This window comes from Cytobacillus firmus NBRC 15306, assembly GCF_001591465.1.
In the GTDB taxonomy this organism is placed as follows: domain Bacteria; phylum Bacillota; class Bacilli; order Bacillales; family Cytobacillaceae; genus Cytobacillus; species Cytobacillus firmus.
On record NZ_BCUY01000002.1, the window covers coordinates 13,372 to 33,291 of the forward strand.

At 40.9% G+C, this 19,920-nt stretch carries 19 protein-coding genes; 17 read left to right on the plus strand and 2 right to left on the minus strand.

The window, feature by feature from the left end; translation table 11 throughout:
• The first annotated feature begins 53 nt into the window (after positions 1–53).
• Both BFI01S_RS00795 and BFI01S_RS00800 read left to right on the plus strand, forming a co-directional pair.
• A complete protein-coding gene (locus tag BFI01S_RS00795) occupies positions 54–845 on the plus strand; it encodes a patatin-like phospholipase family protein (RefSeq protein ID WP_061790911.1) in 792 nt (263 codons plus the stop codon).
• Complete coding sequence (locus BFI01S_RS00800; protein WP_061790912.1) at positions 842–1,852, plus strand: SepM family pheromone-processing serine protease; 1,011 nt, start codon at positions 842–844, stop codon at positions 1,850–1,852. Before BFI01S_RS00795 ends, BFI01S_RS00800 begins: the two co-directional genes overlap by 4 nt.
• Before the next feature lie 105 nt (positions 1,853–1,957).
• On the opposite strand, the gene BFI01S_RS00805 is transcribed toward BFI01S_RS00800, so the two are convergent.
• The gene (locus BFI01S_RS00805; RefSeq protein ID WP_061790913.1) at positions 1,958–3,172 is read right to left on the minus strand and encodes a nucleotidyltransferase; all 1,215 of its coding nucleotides are present in this window, start codon (positions 3,170–3,172) and stop codon (positions 1,958–1,960) included.
• A 229-nt stretch (positions 3,173–3,401) separates the two neighbouring features.
• Here BFI01S_RS00805 and BFI01S_RS00810 point away from each other — a divergent pair, with 229 nt between their 5' ends.
• From BFI01S_RS00810 to BFI01S_RS00825, 4 genes are all read left to right on the plus strand, one after another.
• Complete coding sequence (locus BFI01S_RS00810; protein WP_061790914.1) at positions 3,402–3,926, plus strand: YceD family protein; 525 nt, start codon at positions 3,402–3,404, stop codon at positions 3,924–3,926.
• A 118-nt stretch (positions 3,927–4,044) separates the two neighbouring features.
• Positions 4,045–4,218 (plus strand): 50S ribosomal protein L32, encoded by a 174-nt coding sequence (gene rpmF / locus BFI01S_RS00815; protein ID WP_009791160.1) that lies wholly within the window; start codon positions 4,045–4,047, stop codon positions 4,216–4,218.
• A gap of 139 nt (positions 4,219–4,357) precedes the next feature.
• Complete coding sequence (locus tag BFI01S_RS00820; protein ID WP_061790915.1) at positions 4,358–5,116, plus strand: enoyl-CoA hydratase/isomerase family protein; 759 nt, start codon at positions 4,358–4,360, stop codon at positions 5,114–5,116.
• A 108-nt stretch (positions 5,117–5,224) separates the two neighbouring features.
• Positions 5,225–5,857 (plus strand): RsfA family transcriptional regulator, encoded by a 633-nt coding sequence (locus BFI01S_RS00825; protein ID WP_061790916.1) that lies wholly within the window; start codon positions 5,225–5,227, stop codon positions 5,855–5,857.
• Positions 5,858–5,934: 77 nt separating this feature from the next.
• Here the strand turns inward: BFI01S_RS00825 and BFI01S_RS00830 are convergent, their stop codons facing one another.
• The gene (locus BFI01S_RS00830; RefSeq protein ID WP_035328746.1) at positions 5,935–6,408 is read right to left on the minus strand and encodes an N-acetyltransferase; all 474 of its coding nucleotides are present in this window, start codon (positions 6,406–6,408) and stop codon (positions 5,935–5,937) included.
• A 263-nt stretch (positions 6,409–6,671) separates the two neighbouring features.
• On the opposite strand from BFI01S_RS00830, the gene BFI01S_RS00835 reads away from it, so the two are divergent.
• From BFI01S_RS00835 to BFI01S_RS00885, 11 genes are all read left to right on the plus strand, one after another.
• Positions 6,672–8,015, plus strand: coding sequence for an acetyl-CoA carboxylase biotin carboxylase subunit (locus BFI01S_RS00835; RefSeq protein WP_061790917.1), 1,344 nt, complete (start codon positions 6,672–6,674; stop codon positions 8,013–8,015).
• Positions 8,016–8,030: 15 nt separating this feature from the next.
• On the plus strand, positions 8,031–8,243 hold the full coding sequence (locus BFI01S_RS00840; RefSeq protein ID WP_061790918.1) for an acetyl-CoA carboxylase biotin carboxyl carrier protein subunit: 213 nt from the start codon (positions 8,031–8,033) through the stop codon (positions 8,241–8,243).
• A gap of 101 nt (positions 8,244–8,344) precedes the next feature.
• Entirely contained in the window at positions 8,345–9,886 is a 1,542-nt protein-coding gene (locus BFI01S_RS00845; RefSeq protein ID WP_061790919.1) for an acyl-CoA carboxylase subunit beta, read from the plus strand.
• A 184-nt stretch (positions 9,887–10,070) separates the two neighbouring features.
• Complete coding sequence (locus BFI01S_RS00850; protein WP_061790920.1) at positions 10,071–10,961, plus strand: 2-dehydropantoate 2-reductase; 891 nt, start codon at positions 10,071–10,073, stop codon at positions 10,959–10,961.
• Between the two features lie 10 nt (positions 10,962–10,971).
• Positions 10,972–11,358 carry a DUF3397 domain-containing protein gene (locus tag BFI01S_RS00855; RefSeq protein WP_235831072.1) on the plus strand — a complete coding sequence of 129 codons (387 nt, stop codon included), beginning with the start codon at positions 10,972–10,974 and terminating at the stop codon, positions 11,356–11,358.
• Between the two features lie 143 nt (positions 11,359–11,501).
• Entirely contained in the window at positions 11,502–13,136 is a 1,635-nt protein-coding gene (bshC, locus tag BFI01S_RS00860) for a bacillithiol biosynthesis cysteine-adding enzyme BshC (RefSeq protein ID WP_061790922.1), read from the plus strand.
• A 278-nt stretch (positions 13,137–13,414) separates the two neighbouring features.
• Positions 13,415–13,846 (plus strand): division/cell wall cluster transcriptional repressor MraZ, encoded by a 432-nt coding sequence (mraZ, locus tag BFI01S_RS00865; RefSeq protein WP_061790993.1) that lies wholly within the window; start codon positions 13,415–13,417, stop codon positions 13,844–13,846.
• A 111-nt stretch (positions 13,847–13,957) separates the two neighbouring features.
• Positions 13,958–14,890, plus strand: a complete 933-nt coding sequence (gene rsmH / locus BFI01S_RS00870) for a 16S rRNA (cytosine(1402)-N(4))-methyltransferase RsmH (protein ID WP_061790923.1) — start codon at positions 13,958–13,960, stop codon at positions 14,888–14,890.
• Positions 14,891–14,933: 43 nt separating this feature from the next.
• A complete protein-coding gene (gene ftsL / locus BFI01S_RS00875; protein ID WP_061790924.1) occupies positions 14,934–15,299 on the plus strand; it encodes a cell division protein FtsL in 366 nt (121 codons plus the stop codon).
• The gene (locus tag BFI01S_RS00880) at positions 15,299–17,521 is read left to right on the plus strand and encodes a penicillin-binding protein (RefSeq protein WP_061790925.1); all 2,223 of its coding nucleotides are present in this window, start codon (positions 15,299–15,301) and stop codon (positions 17,519–17,521) included. The genes ftsL and BFI01S_RS00880 overlap by 1 nt, the downstream gene beginning before the upstream one ends.
• 98 nt (positions 17,522–17,619) lie before the next feature.
• On the plus strand, positions 17,620–19,536 hold the full coding sequence (locus BFI01S_RS00885) for a stage V sporulation protein D (protein ID WP_061790926.1): 1,917 nt from the start codon (positions 17,620–17,622) through the stop codon (positions 19,534–19,536).
• Positions 19,537–19,920: the final 384 nt, after the last annotated feature.

Sequence of the window (19,920 nt, forward strand, 5' to 3'; positions counted from 1 at the left end):
AATAGAATAAGCATAAGTTCGAATCGGCCATTGGCTTATAAGGGGGGAGTCTTTTGCAGCGTCCGAAAATAGGTTTGGCACTTGGTTCGGGAGGAGCTCGGGGATTCGCCCACCTGGGTGCTATCAAGGTCTTGAAGGAAGCAGGCATACCGATTGATTACATTGCCGGCAGCAGCATGGGTGCCATGGTTGGCTGCTTTTATGGGGCGGGGCTGGATGTGGATCGTTTATATAAGCTTTCCAAAGCATTTAAAAGGAAATATTATTTAGATTTTACAGTGCCTAAAATGGGTTTTGTGGCAGGGAAACGAGTAAAGGAACTCATCCGTATATTTACTCATGGAAAAAACCTCGAGGACCTCGATATTCCTGTCAATGTTGTAGCCACGGATTTAATGACTGGCGAAAAAATTGTTTTTAAAAGCGGCCCCATTTCTGATGCAGTTAGGGCAAGCATATCCATCCCGGGTATATTTGTGCCTGAAAAATTAAATGGCCGGCTTTTAGTGGACGGAGGAGTAGTGGACAGGGTTCCTGTGTCAGTAGTTAAGGAAATGGGAGCTGATATCATCATCGCTATCGATGTTTCACATGTTAAGACAAATGCGGAAATCACCTCAATCTATGACGTAATCATGCAAAGTCTGGATATCATGCAGTTGGAGCTTGTCAGCCACCGGGAAATTGCTTCTGATTTTATGATCAGGCCCAGGGTGGAAATGTATAGCTCCCGCGCCTTTACAAATATTGAAGAAATCATCAAAATTGGCGAAGAGGAAGCAAAAAAGCATATTGACAGTATTCATCATTACATAACTAAATGGAAGGAGCATCCTGATTCATGAGAAGCAAATTTTATACCCGTTCCTTCTTGATTTTGGCAGTTATCCTTGTGGCAAGTTCGTTTTATTATCTGCCTTATTATGTATCAAAGCCAGGTATGGCAAAAGAACTTGAACCGATTATTGAGGTGGAAAACGGCTATGAAGAACAAGGAAGCTTCATGCTGACGACCGTAAGAATGGGCCGGGCGAATATATATGCATATATGGCAGCAAAATTAAGCAAGTATCAGGAACTATATCCTGTGGAAGAAATACGGGCCGAAAATGAAACAGATGAAGAGTATAATGTACGGCAGCTTCATATGATGGCAACTTCCAAACTGGCTGCTATTGAAACGGCCTATAAAAAAGCCGGCCTGCCCATTGATTATCATTATAATGGCGTATATGTCCTTAATGTGCTGCCTGATATGCCCGCTGACGGCAAACTTCAGGCAGGTGACCGCATCTTTAAAGTGGACGGCAGGGAGTTCAAATCCTCTGATGAATTTATCAGCGCGGTCTCCAATAAGCAGGAGGGCAGTGAAATAACACTAACTTTTGAACGACAGGATAAAACGATGGAAACCTCGATTCCTTTAAAAACACTTGAGGAAACAGGAAAGCCTGGCGTGGGGATCACTCTCGTTGACGACAAAGAAATAGAGGTCGAACCGGCTGTGAATATTGACAGTGAAGAAATTGGCGGCCCATCTGCTGGACTGATGTTTTCTCTTGAAATATACAATCAGCTAATAAAAGAAGATTTGACGGGAGGCTATAAAATAGCCGGTACCGGAACAATCAATTCCGAAGGGACAGTCGGGAGAATAGGCGGGATCGAGCAAAAAATAGTAGCAGCAGACAAAGCGGGAGCGGATATATTCCTTGCGCCTAACGAAAATGGAGCAAAAGACTCCAATTACAAAGCAGCTGCTGCAACAGCCAGGGATATCAAGACCGATATGAAAATCGTTCCGGTGGATACCTTTGATGATGCAGTGGAATATTTAAGAAACCTGGATTAAAAACTTGCACCCTGCAGCAAAAAGCCAGCGGCAATCGAGAAATGCCGCTGGCTTTTCTTTTTTATCTTCAGCTATTCGTCTTGAAAAGAGAAGACACATCAGAATTTAGTCAGCCATAATGGGAGGCTGGTTAAATTCCTGCTGCATAAGATTTCGTTCCTCAGGAGCATTTATGCCCATTGCATATACCCGGGAGGCTTTGATATCCAAATGCAGCTGTTGTGCAGCATGTGATGAGATTCTTGATATCAGCGGAAGCTTTAAGTCAGACTTATGCATGTTTAAATACTTCCTGCCATTCTTCGACATCCCCAAAAGGCGAAGATACTCCGCTTTTAATGGTTTATTGGGCATCTCTGTTTTTTCTGTATTTGTAAGGATATGTACACAAGCCCGCTGAAGTCTTGTCCATGTGTACCTCTTTGTTTTAATTTTTTCCATGAACTGCTGAAAGCTTTCTGCCTGAATTGCTGCTGATAAAAATCTATGCTCCAGGCCTTCTTCCATTTCATAAATGCATCTTAACTTTTCCGGCTGAAGATGAACCAGGCGGAATTTTAAAAATGGCCAGTATTGTTCCCATTGATGAAACGCACCAATCTCTTTTTTATATTGAAGTAAACCCTGATATGTAGTTTCCGGAACATATTGGCGAATGCCTTCAATCTCTCCATTCGCGGTAAAAAGTGCTTTTCTTATGCTTGTCGCACTTGCTATAGATTCTGAAGAAAATTGTTCGTCATGATATCCTGCGCTTTTTCTTGCAACTGTATAAAGCTGCATAGATGAATTTAGCCTGCGGGCTGACTTTAAATATTGAAAGCCAAGAATGTTATTTGGTTTTGAAAGGTCAACCAATTCATCTTCAGGGTTCAGATCAAGGAATGCCATGGATGCTGCTTTTGGATAGCTGACCCCCGCATCCAGGTGCACTCTGATCCTTTCCTGGTAGGCAGCATGATGTTTTCCGAGAAATGACAGCGTTTGGTGAAAGCTTTCTATATTGCCGGATTCACTCCCGAAGCATAAGCTGCTGCAGCCGGCAGCTTCGAGAATGGATACTGCTCCGTTTGCGAAAATATCTGCCTGCTGAACAGCAAACTGGTAAGGAAGTTCAAATACAATATCTGCACCCGCCTTTAGTGCCATTTCAGCTCGTTTCCATTTTGAAACTAACGCAGGTTCTCCTCGCTGCAGAAAGTTGCCGCTCATGACCGCAATAATGGTTTCTGCACCTGAAATATTTTTGGCCTGCTCCAAATGGAAGGCATGGCCATTATGAAAAGGATTATATTCGACAATTACACCTGTTGCATTCATATTGACATACTCCTCGAAAAGGTTTAAAAAGATATGTATTGGAAAAAGTATTAAAAGAAAAGCGGAAGCGCCTTGCCCATTAAACAAATTCTTTAATTCCCGCAAAAATACTTTTTACTAAAGAAGCCTTCAATAGTATGATAATAGCTACATTATAGTGTAAAGAAAAAATATTGACAAATAATTATAGGAAGGCTATAATTACCTTTGTTGCCTTGGGGTGATTCGTATGAAATGGACTTTAAGTCAGTTACAAAAATATCGAAGCAAGGACTTTCCCATTGATGAAACTGTCAATGCTGATGAGGTCATGAAATTGAATCCGGAAATACGCGGTGCATCACCAATGCATGTGACTGGCCGTGCGGATACCGATTCTGCCAAAGTGACTTTTCATTTAACTATAAAGGGTCATTTAATACTGCCTTGTTCTCGTACTTTAGTTGACGTAAATTATCCAATTAATGTTGAAACAACTGAAACTTTCTTTTTAAAAGGTCCTGATTATGAGACTGAAGAGGAAGTTCACCAGGTAAAAGGGGATGTGATTGATTTAAATCCGATCCTTCATGAGATCCTTTTACTCGAAGTCCCAATGCAAGTTTTCTGCGAAGACAGCAGTGAAGAGGGAGCTCCGCAATCCGGTAAGGATTGGGAGGTCATTCATGAGCAGGATAAACAGGATAAAGTAGATCCTCGTCTTGCCGGACTTGCTCAATTTTTTGATCAGAATGATCCTTCTTCCGATTCATAACGGAAGAAAAACAAGAAGCACTTGAAGACACCAGCTTGCTCTGGCCTTCATAACTTTCTTAATGGGTTTGTCCAATTCCTATGGACATCCTCTAATACTCTTTAAGGAGGTGGGAAGAATGGCTGTACCTTTTAGAAGAACATCTAAAACTGCGAAGAGAAAACGTCGTACCCATTTTAAATTACAGGTTCCTGGTATGGTGGAATGCCCAAACTGTGGTGAAATGAAACTTGCTCACCGCGTTTGCAAAGCTTGCGGAACTTACAAAGGAAAAGAAGTAGTTAACGACTAATCCTTTAGATACAAAGCACAAGAACTTAGTTCTTGTGCTTTTGTCGTTTTAAAGCATTGATTTATTCATAATAAGTACAAGCCTATCTATATTTTTGCTAATATTAAAAATAGTTTAATAAAAATTTAAGGAGGCAGCCATGAAACCTTACTTTATTGAAGAATATGAGAATGGACTGTTAATTTTCAGGATTAACCGGCCTGAAAAAAGAAATGCCATAAATTATGAGGTTATGGATGGTCTGGAGACCGCAATTCATATGGCTGGTAAGAAATCAGTTAAGGCGCTTGCGATTACCGGTGAGGGGGACCAGGCTTTTTGCTCAGGAGGGGATCTGTCTTCCTTTCACAGTTTAAAGACAGAAAATGAAGCCTTTGAAATGCTAAGCAGAATGGCTGCTCTTTTAAAAAAATTACTATTCTTGCGAAAACCAACTATTGCCATTTTGAATGGAACAGCGGTCGGCGGAGGCTGTGAGCTGGCTGCTGCATGTGATTACCGGATTGCCAAAGCAGGAATAAAAGCCGGTTTCATTCAGGGAACTTTAGCTATAACAACCGGGTGGGGCGGCGGTTCCATTATTATGGAAAAGATGCTGCCTGCCAATGCCATGAGAATGGTGATGGAAGCAAAATTATATGCTGAAGAGGAATTAAAAGAATTAGGTTTCATACATACAGTCTTTCAGGGGGATTCAGCCGATGGGTGTCTGCGTTTTCTGGAAAGAATGCTTAGGCTTGAGAGTGAGGTATTGGAAGCTTATAAAGATCTTCTTGTAAATAAGTGGGCGAAAGCAGGCTTAGAAGAGAGAATTGACCAAGAAGTGCGCCGCTGTTCGGTTTTATGGGAGGGAGAAGCACACCATGCCAAAGTTGACAGCTTCCTGAATAAGCTATAAGTGCATTCTTTGCGGGGATGAATAAAGTTACATTTTATAATATGATATCAGTCTATCTTTTCTAGCATTGGCATATGTATAAAGAAAAACACTAGGAGGGATACACTGATGTCTTCAACCCGTCAGGATGCTTGGTCTCAAGATGAAGATTTACTGCTTGCAGAAGTTGTGCTCCGTCATATACGTGAAGGAGGAACTCAGCTTCAGGCATTTGAAGAAGTTGGCAAACAGTTAAGCAGAACCGCGGCTGCCTGCGGATTTCGCTGGAATTCTTATGTAAGAAAACAATATAAATCAGGTATTGAATTAGCAAAAAAACAGAGAAAAGAAATGAAGAAAAACCCGCAGGCTGCTGGAAGCGAACAAGAGCTTCCAGCAGTTCCTGAGGAAAAGGCGGAAAAAAGAAACGAAAACACAGTTCAGGCAATTAATAGGACAATCGAGTTTGATGAATTAGCCGGCTTTCTGAAAACCTTATATGAGAATGCTCAGAAACCTGCACCTGCAGAAGATCCTTATGCCAAGAAACGCATTCAGGAGCTTGAGAAGCAAATGTACTACCTGGCAGCGGAAAATGAGAAATTAATTAAAGAGTTAAATACCCTGGAACAGGATTACAAAGCACTTGTAGAGATTATGGAAAGTGCAAGAAAGCTTGTTGGGCTCAAAGACGGCAGCCGTCACAAAAATTTGAATTTCACTGTAAATCCCGAAATAATGCCTGAAAAGGTTGAGAAATAGATGATTGTAAGAAAATAGAAATAAGCGGACAAAATATGTCCGCTTATTTCTATGGCATAATAGTAGAAGATATTAGCTTAATGAGTTTGTTCTTTAACACCAGCCGGGAACCAGGCAAGCGGATTCTCTCCCAGGTCGCGTTCCATATCATAATGAACGGGTTCAAACCCCATCTTCTCCCAGAAGGCTTTTGATTTCACACGCGGATTTGTTTTAATAGGAAGTCCAAATCCTTTTGCAAATTCTACAAGTGATTGTCCATAGCCTTTGTTTTGATAGTCAGGCAAAACTTCAAGCTTCCATAGCTCTAAATAATCCTGTGCGGGTTCGAAATAGCGGTCGAATCTTGCTTCAATCTGGTAAAGGCTCATGCGTGCAACAAGCTTATCCCCAAAATAAATACCATAAAATGGAGACTCACTGTCGTTTTCGATAATATTAGCTTCCAGGTCTTCAAGCATGGAAAGCTCCTGCAATCCATATTCTTTAAATTTCTTAAACTCTTCCAGAGTTTTATAATTTACCTTTAATTTTTCAACCTTATAGTTCATAAAATCTCCCCCTTAGCCATCGGTGTGTAGGACTTCTGCGGATGTAAACGCTTTATAATCCCTTCCTTATAGTTGAAAGGTTTCTTCTTTGTCTATTATTATATAACAAGTAAACGAAAAATTCTGCACATATGGAAAACTTAATATATTTTTAGTTTTTTTATAAAAATCAGAAAGCGTTTACAAAAATAGAAGGAAATAAGCAGAAGATTGTAGAAATATATATTATTGCAGGATTAATACAATTAGAAAGGGGCCCGATTGTGCGAAAAATTCTGATTGCCAATAGAGGAGAAATTGCTTTAAGAATAATAAAAACCTGCCGTGAAATGGAAATTGAAACTATTGCCATATATTCTGATGCAGATAAAGACCTGCCGTTTGTTAAAGAAGCTACATATGCTTTCCATATTGGTGAACCGCCTGTTAATAAATCTTATTTAAAAACAGATGCCATTCTTGAGATAGCCAAAAGGGAAAAGGCGGATGGAATTCATCCGGGATACGGATTCTTATCGGAAAACGCCGGCTTTGCAAGAGCTGTAATTGATGCAGGGATTGCCTTTATAGGACCAGAGCCGGAAACCATTGAATTGATGGGGGATAAAATTGTATCCCGCAAAACCATGAAGGAAGCAGGAGTGCCGGTTGTCCCGGGAAGCGGAGAGGGAACCTCCACCCTTGAGGAAGCATGCAGGCTTGCAGACGATATGGGGTATCCAGTCATGCTGAAGGCCAGCGGTGGAGGCGGAGGAATTGGAATGGTGCGCTGTGAAAATGAGCAAGCGCTCGCTAAATCCTTTGACTCAACCAAGGCCCGTGCCAAAGCTTATTTTGGTTCTGATGAGGTTTTTGTAGAAAAGTATATAGAGAATGCCAGACATGTTGAAATACAGGTGTTTGGTGATCATCTTGGAAATATCGTCCACATATTTGAAAGAGATTGCTCTATTCAGAGGAGACATCAGAAGGTAGTAGAGGAATCACCATCTCCTTTTCTTTCAGAGCAAACAAAGCAAATGATGTACGATACGGCTTTGACTGCTGCCAGGGCAGTCAATTATAAAAATGCCGGAACAATTGAGTTTATTGTGGATGAACAGGAGAATTTTTATTTTCTTGAAATGAATACAAGACTTCAGGTTGAGCATCCCGTAACTGAACAAGTAACCGGCCTGGATCTTGTAGAATGGCAGCTTCTTGCAGCAAGAGGGGAAAAGCTTCCGCTTGAACAGAACAGTATAGAGCAGAAGGGCCATTCGATTGAATTTAGGCTGTATGCAGAGGATCCTGTTAGCTTCATGCCTTCTCCAGGCAAATTGTCAAAATTTGAATGGGCAGATTCTCCGGGAATAAGAGTAGATTACGGATATGCTTCAAATACTGCAGTCAGCCCATTTTATGATCCAATGATCGCAAAATGCATTATATATGGCCAATCAAGGGAAGAAGCAATAAAAAATGCACTGCAATTCTTTGATGGACTGGAAATAGAAGGAATTAAGACGAATGCCCCATTATTTAAAGAAATTTTAAAAGACGATGATTTCCGTAAGGGGAATTATTCTACATCATATCTAACCCAGAAGGCTTTTGCCGTTAACTAAAAGGAGGAAATTACAATGAAAGAAATTACATCATCAATGGCAGGTACTGTATTAAATGTGTTGGTCGAAGCGGGCCAGGAGGTTAATGCAGGACAGGAAGTGCTAATGCTTGAATCCATGAAAATGGAAATTCCGGTTGAAAGCGAAACTGCTGGGAAAGTTGCCGAAGTGAAGGTAAGCATAGGAGATTTTGTTAACGAAGGCGATGTACTGATTGTGTTTGAATAAGAAGGCGGGGGGGCTGCTGCTAAGCCCCGTCTGCTCTGTGTAACTATCTTTCAATGCAGGTTATTGCAATATGTGAAATTTTATATTAGAGGAGGATGGGAATGACTACTGCAAAGACATTAACTGAGACGCTCCAGGAAAGAAGCAGGGTAATAGAAGCTGGCGGACATCCAAAATATCATGAAAAGAATGAAGCACAAAACAAACTATTTGTCAGAAGACGGCTTGAGCTTTTGTTTGATGACGGGTTCTATGAGGAAGACGGCAAATTTGCGAACTGCCAGGAAAATGACCTTCCTGCAGATGGAGTTGTAACTGCTGTTGGAAAGATAAACGGCCAGACTGTTTGCGTAATGGCGAATGATTCAACAGTAAAAGCCGGCTCCTGGGGTGCAAGGACGGTTGAAAAGATCATTCGTATTCAGGAGACAGCAGAGAAGTTAAAAGTTCCGATTCTATACCTGGTTGACTCTGCCGGTGCCCGAATTACCGATCAGCTTGAGATGTTTCCGAATAGACGCGGAGCAGGAAGAATTTTTTATAACCAGGTAAAGCTTTCAGGCATGGTACCGCAGATTTGTCTCCTTTTTGGACCATCTGCGGCCGGCGGAGCTTATATACCTGCGTTTTGTGATATTGTTATTACGGTAGATCAAAATGCTTCTATGTATCTTGGATCACCAAGGATGGCGGAAAAGGTTATCGGGGAGAAGGTAACCCTGGAAGAAATGGGAGGCGCCCGCATGCATTGTTCTGTCAGCGGATGTGGTGATGTCCTTGCTTATAGTGAGGAAGAGGCTATTGAGTCAGCAAGAAGGTATTTGGCATTCTTCCCGGCAAGCTTTAAAGAAAAACCCGCGAGGCTGGAGGCCGTCTTTCCAAAATCCGGCCGCGCCCTTGAAGAGATCATCCCTAAAAATCAAAATGCCCCATTTGACATGTATGAGTGTATTGATTCCTTAATTGATGAAGGCAGCTTTTTTGAAATTAAGAAGCTTTTTGCTGCTGAACTGATTACGGGACTTGCCCGAATAGGCGGAAGGCCTGCAGGAATTATTGCCAACCAGCCAAAGGTTAAAGGCGGCGTTTTATTTGTGGATTCTGCGGATAAAGCAGCGAAATTTATTCAGCTTTGTGATGCTTTCCATATTCCGCTGTTATTCCTGGCGGATGTCCCTGGATTTATGATCGGGACGAAGGTGGAAAGAGCTGGAATTATCCGCCATGGTGCCAAGCTTATCGCTGCCATGAGTTCTGCAACAGTTCCAAAAATCTCTGTTGTTGTCAGAAAGGCATATGGAGCCGGTTTGTATGCAATGGCAGGTCCTGCATTTGAGCCTGATTGCTGCATAGCATTGCCAACGGCACAAATCGCAGTAATGGGACCTGAAGCAGCAGTAAATGCTGTTTATTCCAATAAAATTAATGCGATTGAAGACCCGAAAGAAAAGATTAAGTATGTACAGGAAAAACAGCAGGAATATAAAGAAACAATTGATATCTACAAGCTTGCCTCTGAATTAATTGTTGACGATATTGTTGCACCTTCAGATTTAAGAAATGTTTTAATTAACCGATTTAATTTGTATGAGACTAAAGAACTGACATTCAGTGTCCGCAAACATCCCGTTTATCCGGTTTAATCTTCATCATTAAAGATCCCTTTTTCGATTTTCGAAAAAGGGATTTTTTTTAAAGGATTTAGCTGTGGAAAAATGGAATTAAGAAATAACCATTGGATTTCAAGTTAAAAATATTCCATTTTACCCATTAATTTATCTTATTTTGTTAAAATATGTTTAAAAAATAAAAATGGTGGAGTCTGTTATGAGAATAGCTATTATCGGAGGAGGCGCTGTCGGCCTTCTGTTTGCCCATTACTTAAATGAAAATCATGAAGTGCTTGTCTATGTGAGAAACCTACCCCAGCTGCAAAAACTGCGCAAAAATGGACTTACAATCGAGAGAAATGGAGTCCGCAGCAATACCCGTGTTAAAGCATGTCAGTTTAGTGAATGGAAGGGGGAAGAGGATTTAACAATCGTTGCGGTAAAGCAATACAGTATTCCTGAATTGGCAGGAGAAATATTGAGGATGAATGCTGGCAAATCCGCATTTTTGTTTCTGCAAAATGGGATGGGGCATTTGAAGTGGGCAGAAATGCTTAAAGCTGATAACCTTTTTGTAGGCAGTGTTGAGCATGGTGCTTTAAAAACAGAGCCTGACACTGTGCTGCATACGGGGATAGGTGTCACAAAAGTGGCAGCATTAAAGGGAGATGTGGAATTTCTGAAGAAAATATCCGATTCGGCATCTTGTTATTTTCCTTTTATTTTTGTCAGGAATCATCTGGAAATGCTAATTCAAAAATTAATCGTAAACAGTCTGATAAACCCTCTCACAGCAGTTCTTCGTGTTAGAAATGGTGAACTGCTTTCGAATAAATATTATTATCGGCTATTTTTGAAGCTGTTTGACGAGGTAAGTGCCATATTAAATATCCCCGATAAAGCATCTGCTTTAAGCCATGTAAAAAGTGTCTGTGAGGAAACCGGGATGAACAGATCCTCAATGCTTAAGGATATTGAAGAAGGCCGGGAAACAGAGATCGATGCTATTTTAGGCTATATCCTCAAGGAAGCTGAAATGAAGAAGATATCTGCTCCATATACAGAAAGTCTTTATTGTCAGATCAAAGGCAGGGAGAGGGGGAAATAAGTTGAATACTGTGTTCTCAAGCCTGATTGCAACGCTGGTGACCTTACCGCTGCTGGGATATCTGGCTGTTTTTGTTATCAGCAAACAAATTACTAAAAAACATAAAAAATCTGTACATATTGCCTTGGATGTAAGCACTTTTTTATTTATATTGGCGGTTCACTATTTAATTATCGTTATCTGGGATAAATCGTATCTATGGATGATTATCCTATCCCTGCTCATTACAGCAGTTTTTTTTATTATCATTCAGTGGAGAATTAAGCAGGAAATCAATATACGTGTCTTTTTCAAAGGATTCTGGAGATTTAATTTCCTGCTCTATTTAACCGCTTATATCATTCTGATGATAATCGGGCTTGTTCAAAGGGTAACTTCTGTTGTTTTTATACCTTAATAAACGGGTTTGAAAACATAATGATTTAACATTTAGAATTGAAGCATTTAGGCAAGCAAAGTTTTTTTCTTTTGAATTAAGACAATGCTATACTCATAAGATGAAAATCAAAATTGATCAGCTATGAGAAAGGAAGTTCATTAATGGAGATTCTTAATCTCTCATTACCGGCGACAAACCGGTTTGCAACAGATTATATTGCACAAACAGAAGAACTTATGCAGTTTTTTCACTATCGTTATAATTCGGATTCTGATTATAAAGCAAGGTTAGCTGAACTAAAGGGCCGTTCGTTTATGAGAAATGAACTTTCTCAATATATTGGAGAGTTTATGGATCGTTTTCCTTCTTCCCCAGCAGTTTATGACTCGCTAAATAAGCTTAAGCAAGACAATAGTGCAGTGATTATCGGAGGGCAGCAGGCAGGGATTTTGACGGGACCTCTCTATACTATACATAAAGTCATCTCAATCATACATCTTGCAAAACAGCAGGAAAGTAAGCTGGGCATACCCGTTGTACCTGTTTTCTGGATTGCGGGCGAGGATCATGACTATCAGGAAGTAAATCATATTTTCATCGAGAAGAATAATAATATGGAAAAAATGACTTATCCTGAAAAAGTTTTAGAGAAGAAAATGATATCAAATATCCATTTGAACCGTGAAACGTGCAGGGCATGGGTGGAAGACATCATTGAAACTTTCGGAGAGACCGAACATACAAAAAATCTCCTTTTGATATTGGAAGAAATAATTATGCATTCCCAAACCTATGTGGATTTCTTTGCCGGCATTATCATGCATTTATTTAAAGAAACAGGGCTTCTTCTTGTTGATTCCGGTGATCAAAGGCTCCGCAGACTTGAAAGCAGTATTTTTGGCAAACAGATAAAAGGCTTTAAAGAAATAACAAACCGTGTGAAAAGCCAGCAGCATAGACTGGAGAATGCCGGATTTCCAAATGCCATTGATTTGAGTGAAAATGCTGCCAATATGTTTTACTATGATGAAAAGCATAAAGAAAGGATCCTTTTGGAGTTCAATCAGGAGAAAAGGGTATTTACAGGGAAGGAATGCTTCCATGAGTTTACCATGAATGAACTTATGGAGATTGCTGAAAATCATCCAGAAAGACTTAGCAATAATGTGGTGACAAGACCCATCACTCAGGAATGCCTGTTTCCGGTTCTTGCCTTTATCGCAGGGCCTGGCGAAATTGCCTATTGGGCTGAACTGAAAATGGCATTTGAATGGTTTGGGATGAAAATGCCTCCTATTATGCCACGTTTGAATATAACCTTTTTAGAACGGTCTGCAGAAAGTGATTTGGACGATTTAGGACTTGATTTGCAGGGTGTGCTCGTATCAGGAACGGAAGGAGTTAAGGAAGCTTATTTAAAGAGTATAAAAAATGAATGCATAGAAGAACAATTCCGAAAAACAAAAGATCAATTAAAACAAAACTATGAGCTTATTGAAGAGCTTACATTAAAAGAGGTTAGTGCCCTTCTTCCAATGTTGAAGAAAAATGAAGAACTGTTATTAAAGCAGATAGATTTCATGGAGAATAAAATTCAGAAATCCATACAGCAAAAGTATGATGTGGTCATTAAAAAATATGAAAAAGCTGAAAACTCCCTGAGACCGGGCGGAATTCCTCAGGAGAGAGTGTGGAATATTCTTCATTACCTTAATAAATATGGAATAGGTTTTCTTGAGGAATTACTTGATCTCTCATTTGATTTTGATGGGACACACAAAGTCATAAAAATTTAATATTCGCCATTATTCTTCGGGCCTTATCCATTGGGATAAGGTCTTTTTCATATTGAAAAAGAGGGTGAAACCCCTTTATTATCTGTGATCTCCCCTTTAAAAAAACATGTGAAACAACAGTAAAGAGTTTAAAGAAAATGTAATAAAAAGACGAACGGAAAATGGGCGAATACCTTATGGGAAGCAGGATTTCAAATGTAGTGGTAGAATAATTAAAAACATGTGGAGGAAAGTGGGGGATTGTGGTACATTTGAGTTAGAAAGTGGGTGCAGTGGGTATGTTCATGGGTGAGTTCCATCACAACGTTGATAATAAAGGCCGTCTCATCGTGCCATCCAAGTTCCGTGATAGCTTAGGCGAAACATTTGTTTTGACACGCGGACTTGATCAATGTTTGTTTGGCTACCCCATGGATGAGTGGAGGCAGCTTGAAGAGAAATTAAAAGGCCTTCCGCTTACTAAAAAAGATGCCCGTGCATTTACCCGTTTTTTCTTTTCAGGTGCCACTGAATGTGAAATAGATAAGCAAGGAAGAATAAATATTGCTTCCCCGCTTCTGCAATATGCAAAATTGGAAAAAGAATGTGTAGTGCTGGGCGTTTCCAATCGGATCGAGATATGGAGCAAAAATCTTTGGGAAGACTATTTTGCAGAATCAGAGGAATCTTTTGCTGATATTGCGGAAAATATGATTGGGTTTGATATATAATGGGAATGTTTTAGTAATATAATTTCCCGTGAAACAAAGATACTTGTTTAGCTCCGGATGCTTAAGTTGCGTCTTGTGCTTCTCTGATTGGAAAGGTGGATTCATTCAACAATGTTTGAACATACAACAGTACTATTAAAAGAAACAGTAGAGGGCTTAAACATCCATCCTGATGGTGTGTACGTGGATTGTACCCTGGGCGGCGCCGGCCACAGTAAATTAATTCTTACTCAGCTGTCTGAAAAGGGAAAGCTATACGCATTTGACCAGGATGACACAGCAATTGCACATGCAAAAGAAAAATTGGCTGAATATGGCGACAGAATCACGATTATCAAAAGTAATTTCAAGTATCTTCAGGAAGAGCTTGAAAACCTTGGTGTCTCTAAAGTTGATGGTGTTTTATATGATCTTGGCGTTTCTTCACCTCAACTGGATACACCTGAAAGAGGATTCAGCTATCATAATGATGCCCCGCTTGATATGAGAATGGATACCGGCGCTGATATTTCTGCTTATGATGTGGTAAACAGCTGGGAATATGGTGAACTTGTGAAAATCTTCTTCAGATATGGAGAAGAGAAATTCTCGAAGCAAATTGCGAGGAAAATAGAAGCGGCCAGGGAAGTTTCTCCAATAGAAACAACAGGCCAGCTGGTTGAAATTATTAAAGAGGCCATTCCTGCACCTGCCAGGCGAAAAGGCGGACATCCCGCCAAGCGTGTTTTTCAGGCAATTAGAATAGCTGTGAATGATGAACTGGGTGTATTTGAGGATTCTCTGCACCAGGCTATTGACATATTAAATCCGAATGGAAGAATCAGCGTAATCACGTTTCACTCACTGGAAGACCGGATTTGCAAAGCTGCCTTTAAAAAAGCCAGTGAAACACCGAATCTGCCTCCCGGCCTGCCGATTATTCCAGATGAATATAAACCAACCTTAAAGCTAATTAACAGAAAGCCGATTCTGCCTTCAGAGGAAGAGCTGGAACATAATAATCGAGCGAGGTCCGCAAAGCTGAGAATAGCAGAAAAGCTTTAATCGAATACCGAAATAGAGAATAAAAAATTACAGGAGGGGAATTATGAGCAATTTAGCCCGAAAAATTCAGGAAGAAAAACAATATGATGTTCAAACCCAGCCCGTACAGGCCCCAAAGAAATTAAAAACCAAAAAGTCCTGGCTTTCCCCCGGCGAGAAAATACTGGGACTTGCTTTCACTGGCATTGTTTGTTTTGGTGCAGTGCAAATGGTTTCAAATCAGGCAGCCATTTACGAAGTAAACAAAGAAATTCAGCAAACAGAAGAAGCAATCCAAACGCAGAACAAAGTAAATACAGATCTCAAAATGCAAGTGAGCGAATTAAGTACATACGAGCGCATTAAAGCAAAAGCTGAAGAAATGGGTCTCAAATTCAGCGGAAATAATGTCAAGGTCGTGGAAGATTAATGAAGAAACAGCCAAATATCAATTTTGGAGCAGCGATATTATTTTTAATATTCAGCCTGCTCTTTTTTGTATTAATTTTTCGCTTTGTTTCCATTCAGGCAACGGGTGAAGCAGCGGGCCACGCACTTGCGGCTAAGGCTCAGCAGAAATATGAACGCGAAAAGACAATTCAGGCTAAAAGGGGCACTATTTATGACCGTAATGGGGAAGTCATTGCCGAAGATACTATTTCCTACAAGCTTGTAGCAATCCTTGACAAAAGCATGAAACCTGATTATGTGAAAGACCCTGGAAAAACAGCAGCGGCGCTTTCAAAAGCTATTGACCTGGAAGAGTCGGAGATTTATAGAATTTTAACAAAGAAAACAAAAAATGGAAAAAAACCATTCCAGGTTGAATTTGGAAAAGAGGGCCGCGATCTTCCGCTAAAGACAAAAAGAGAAATTGAAGATATGAAATTGCCGGGGATTACATTCATAACAGATTCAAAACGGTTTTATCCAAATGGAGTCTTCGCCTCACATTTAGTAGGGTATGTTGAAAAGAAAAAATCGAAGACAAATAAAACCGATACAGTCGGGATGCTTGGCCTTGAACAGAGCTTAAATAATGTGCTCACAGGAAAAGATGGAAAATTCAGCTATGAAAGTGATATATGGGGCTATCTGCTTCCTAATGGAGATCAAAAAATCCAGCCGGCCCAAAATGGTAAAGATGTGTATCTGACGATCGATAAAAAGATCCAGACCTTCCTCGAAGATTCTATGAATAAAGTAGACGAGGAATATAAGCCGAAAAAGATGGTAGCAGTTGTAGCTGATGCTAAAACAGGTGAAATTTTGGCTATGGGACAGAGGCCGTCATTTCATCCGAAAACAAAGGAAGGCATTGAAGACACTTGGCATAATGAGGTGATTGAAAACTCCTTTGAGCCCGGATCAACCATGAAAATCTTTACTTTGGCTGCTGCCATTGAGGAGGGTGAGTTTGATCCGAATGAATGGTATAAATCAGGAAGTTATAAAGTGACGGAAAATTCACCGGCTATACGCGACCATAACCAGGGACGCGGCTGGGGATCCATTACTTACCTTGAAGGTGTTCAGCGTTCATCGAATGTAGCTTTTGCGAAAATTGTGAAAGAAAAGCTCGGGTATGAAAAATACATGGAATATATAACAAAGTTCGGATTTGAAAATCCCACGGGAATTGACCTGCCGAATGAAACGGGCGGAAAGATCGCTTATGAGTGGCCGCTAGATAAGGTAACTACCGGATTCGGACAAGGGTCGGCCATTACGCCTATACAGCAGATACAGGCAGCTACTGCCATTGCAAATGACGGAAAAATGATGCAGCCGCATGTCATCAGCAGTATTGTTAATAGCGATAAAAATGAAGTCGTGAAAAAAACAGAGCCGAAGGTGAAGGGAAATCCCATTTCAGCAGAAACAGCAAAGAAAACCAGGGATATCCTGGAAACAGTTGTGTCTTCTGAAAACGGAACAGGCTATAAAAGGTATAATATCGAAGGCTACGAGGTTGCCGGAAAAACGGGGACTGCTCAAATCCCTGATCCAAATGGGGGGGGATATTTAACGGGTCATGAAAATTTTATCTTCTCGTTTTTAGGCATGGCGCCAAAAGATGATCCTGAACTGATCATCTATGTAGCGGTCCAGCAGCCGGATATTGACCTCAGTACAAATGGTGCAGAACCTGTTGCTAAGATTTTTACACCGGTAATGAAAAGCAGTCTCCAATATTTAAATATTGAACCCGCAAAAGAACTAAAGGCAAACTCAGAACAAGCACCTGAAGTGGAAGGAAAAACAGTTGAGGAAGCAATAGCACAATTGAAAAAATCCGGATTTGAAGCTATTGTGCTGGGAAAGGGCAGCAAGGTGCAAAGCCAGGTCCCTGGCAATATGTATAATTTGCTTGAAGGAGAAAGAGTGATTTTGAAGACGGAAGGCGAATTAACAGTGCCTGATATGACTGGATGGTCACTAAGGGACGTCATGAAGGTGGCAAAGCTTGCTGACTTAAAGCTTAATACTGTAGGAAGCGGATATGTGGTGAAACAAAATCTAAAAGCCGGTTCTGCGCTTAGGGAAGGTGACTATTTAATCGTCGAACTTAAGCAGCCTGCTGAGAAATATAATGAGGAGAACCTCCAATCAGAAGAGCAGCAGGAAGAGAAGGAAGCAGTGCTGGATTAAATGAAGAACGTACTGCCGGATGTTCGGCAGTGCGTTCTATTCATTTTGGTACAAGCATATATTGGAACGAGCCATAATCTAAGGAGGTTCGTCCGTACATGCGTGTTTCAAATGTGACCGTTCGAAAACGGCTGACTGCAGCGTTGTTTGTTGGTATTCTCGTTTTTTTTATTATTGATTTGCGTCTGGGATATGTTCAATTTTTTCTGGGGAATGTGCTTACAGATGGCGCAAAGGAGCTCTGGAGCAGAGATATCCCCTTCGAACCGGAAAGAGGAGAAATCGTCGACCGCAACGGTGTTCCGCTGGCTACGAATGTCAGTGCCCCAACTGTCTATGTTGTACCCAGGCAAATAAAAGATCCTGCTGATGCTGCAGAGAAATTGGCTGCAGTGCTGAATATGTCAAAAGAAAAAGCTTACCAGCTTATCACAAAAAGAGCATCAAGTGTGAAAATCCCTGAAGGCCGAAAAATTTCCCATGAAAAAGCGAAAGAAATCCGTGGCCTGGAAATTGAAGGCATATATATCGGAGAAGATTCAAAACGCCATTACCCTTTCGGGAATTATCTCTCGCATGTTTTGGGGTTTTCGGGAATTGATAATCAGGGTCTTATGGGTCTAGAATTATATTATGATGAAGAACTAAAAGGAAAAAAAGGATCTGTTAAGTTTTATGCGAATGCAAAGGGAGAACGGATGAACGATATGGCGGATGACTACAAGCCGCCGGTTGATGGTATGGATTTAAAGCTCACTATCGATTCCAAAATTCAGACAATCGTAGAAAGGGAGCTTGATATTGCCCAAGCTGAATACAAACCTGATGGAATAATTGCAATTGCCATGAATCCAAATAACGGGGAAGTTCTTGCCATGGCCAGCAGGCCCGATTTTGACCCTGCGAATTTCAGGAATGTACCCCCGGAAATTTACAACCGCAACCTGCCAATCTGGAGTACATACGAGCCTGGTTCCACATTCAAAATCATCACTTTGGCAGCTGCTTTAGAAGAGGGCAAAGTAGACTTGGAAAAGGATCATTTCCATGACCCGGGATCTGTTGAAGTTGGCGGTGCCAGACTAAGATGCTGGAAAAAGGGCGGTCATGGCAGCCAGACTTATCTTGAAGTAGTACAGAATTCCTGTAACCCTGGTTTTGTAGAGCTGGGTGAGCGATTAGGCAAAGAAAAACTGTTTAAATATATCCGTGACTTCGGGTTCGGAGAAAAGACCGGTATCGATCTGCAGGGCGAAGGGAAAGGGATTCTATTTAATCTCGATCGGGTTGGCCCTATTGAGCAGGCAACTACTGCTTTTGGACAGGGAGTTTCCGTGACTCCGATTCAGCAGGTAGCAGCCATTTCGGCTGCCGTTAATGGAGGAACATTATATACACCTTATATAGCCAAAGAGCTTATTAATCCGGCTACCGGAGAAATATTGATGAAAAAATCACCTGATGCAAAGAGAAAAGTAATCTCAAAGGAAACATCAGATGAAATCCGAAAAGCGCTTGAATCAGTTGTGGCAAAAGGATCAGGAAAAAAAGCGTTCGTTGACGGATATCGTGTTGGGGGAAAAACCGGGACTGCCCAAAAAGCGCAGAATGGCCGGTACCTGGAAAATAACCATATCGTATCATTTATAGGATTCGCACCTGCTGATGATCCTCAGCTCGTCGTGTATGTGGCTGTGGATAATCCAAAAGGAACCGTTCAATTTGGGGGTGTTGTTGCTGCTCCGATTGTAGGGGAAATCATGGGGGATAGCCTGCGGGCAATGGGTGTAAAGCCCCGCAAAGATCAAATTGAAAAAGAGCTGACATGGATGGATTCCCCAATGATTGAGGTTCCGGATATGGTAGGTCTCACAAAGAAAGACCTTGGTGAACTATATCTTAACCTGAAAATTGATGCAAGCGGGACAGGAAATACGGTGGTGGAGCAAACGCCTCAGCCGGGCATTAAGTTAAAAGAAGGTTCAACGATCCGCCTGTATTTTGATGACAAATAATAATAGGAATGAGGGCGGCTTCCTCCTGCGCCGCCTGAATTTTTTTGTTTGTAAGGAAACTGTAACATACTTTCAAGGTTTGGCTTCTATATATTAAATAGCTAAAAAAGCGATTATCCTGTACAATATATATCGCCATCATTTAGAATGTAATTTTGATTATATTTATTTATCGCAGTCTAACGGGCAGTAAGACCCCACTTCAAGACTAAGAGGAATCAATGGAGATAAGCGGGGGTCAAACTGCCCGTATAGGCCCGATTGGTTCAACTAACAATTAGCGGGGAAAAAGCACTCCCCACTTAATTGAAGTTTCACTTTATACTGACCAGCTTCACTAAAAAAGGGAATAGTTTTGCTCTGTTTAACATGAGAGGAATGGTA

Coding starts and splice junctions, on each gene's coding strand:
- BFI01S_RS00800 (WP_061790912.1), top strand. CDS start 842: ATGAGAAGCAAATTTTATACCCGTTCCTTCTTGATTTTGGCAGTTATC.
- BFI01S_RS00805 (WP_061790913.1), bottom strand. CDS start 3,172: ATGAATGCAACAGGTGTAATTGTCGAATATAATCCTTTTCATAATGGC.
- BFI01S_RS00810 (WP_061790914.1), top strand. CDS start 3,402: ATGAAATGGACTTTAAGTCAGTTACAAAAATATCGAAGCAAGGACTTT.
- rpmF (WP_009791160.1), top strand. CDS start 4,045: ATGGCTGTACCTTTTAGAAGAACATCTAAAACTGCGAAGAGAAAACGT.
- BFI01S_RS00820 (WP_061790915.1), top strand. CDS start 4,358: ATGAAACCTTACTTTATTGAAGAATATGAGAATGGACTGTTAATTTTC.
- BFI01S_RS00825 (WP_061790916.1), top strand. CDS start 5,225: ATGTCTTCAACCCGTCAGGATGCTTGGTCTCAAGATGAAGATTTACTG.
- BFI01S_RS00830 (WP_035328746.1), bottom strand. CDS start 6,408: ATGAACTATAAGGTTGAAAAATTAAAGGTAAATTATAAAACTCTGGAA.
- BFI01S_RS00840 (WP_061790918.1), top strand. CDS start 8,031: ATGAAAGAAATTACATCATCAATGGCAGGTACTGTATTAAATGTGTTG.
- BFI01S_RS00845 (WP_061790919.1), top strand. CDS start 8,345: ATGACTACTGCAAAGACATTAACTGAGACGCTCCAGGAAAGAAGCAGG.
- BFI01S_RS00850 (WP_061790920.1), top strand. CDS start 10,071: ATGAGAATAGCTATTATCGGAGGAGGCGCTGTCGGCCTTCTGTTTGCC.
- bshC (WP_061790922.1), top strand. CDS start 11,502: ATGGAGATTCTTAATCTCTCATTACCGGCGACAAACCGGTTTGCAACA.
- mraZ (WP_061790993.1), top strand. CDS start 13,415: ATGTTCATGGGTGAGTTCCATCACAACGTTGATAATAAAGGCCGTCTC.
- rsmH (WP_061790923.1), top strand. CDS start 13,958: ATGTTTGAACATACAACAGTACTATTAAAAGAAACAGTAGAGGGCTTA.
- ftsL (WP_061790924.1), top strand. CDS start 14,934: ATGAGCAATTTAGCCCGAAAAATTCAGGAAGAAAAACAATATGATGTT.
- BFI01S_RS00880 (WP_061790925.1), top strand. CDS start 15,299: ATGAAGAAACAGCCAAATATCAATTTTGGAGCAGCGATATTATTTTTA.
- BFI01S_RS00885 (WP_061790926.1), top strand. CDS start 17,620: ATGCGTGTTTCAAATGTGACCGTTCGAAAACGGCTGACTGCAGCGTTG.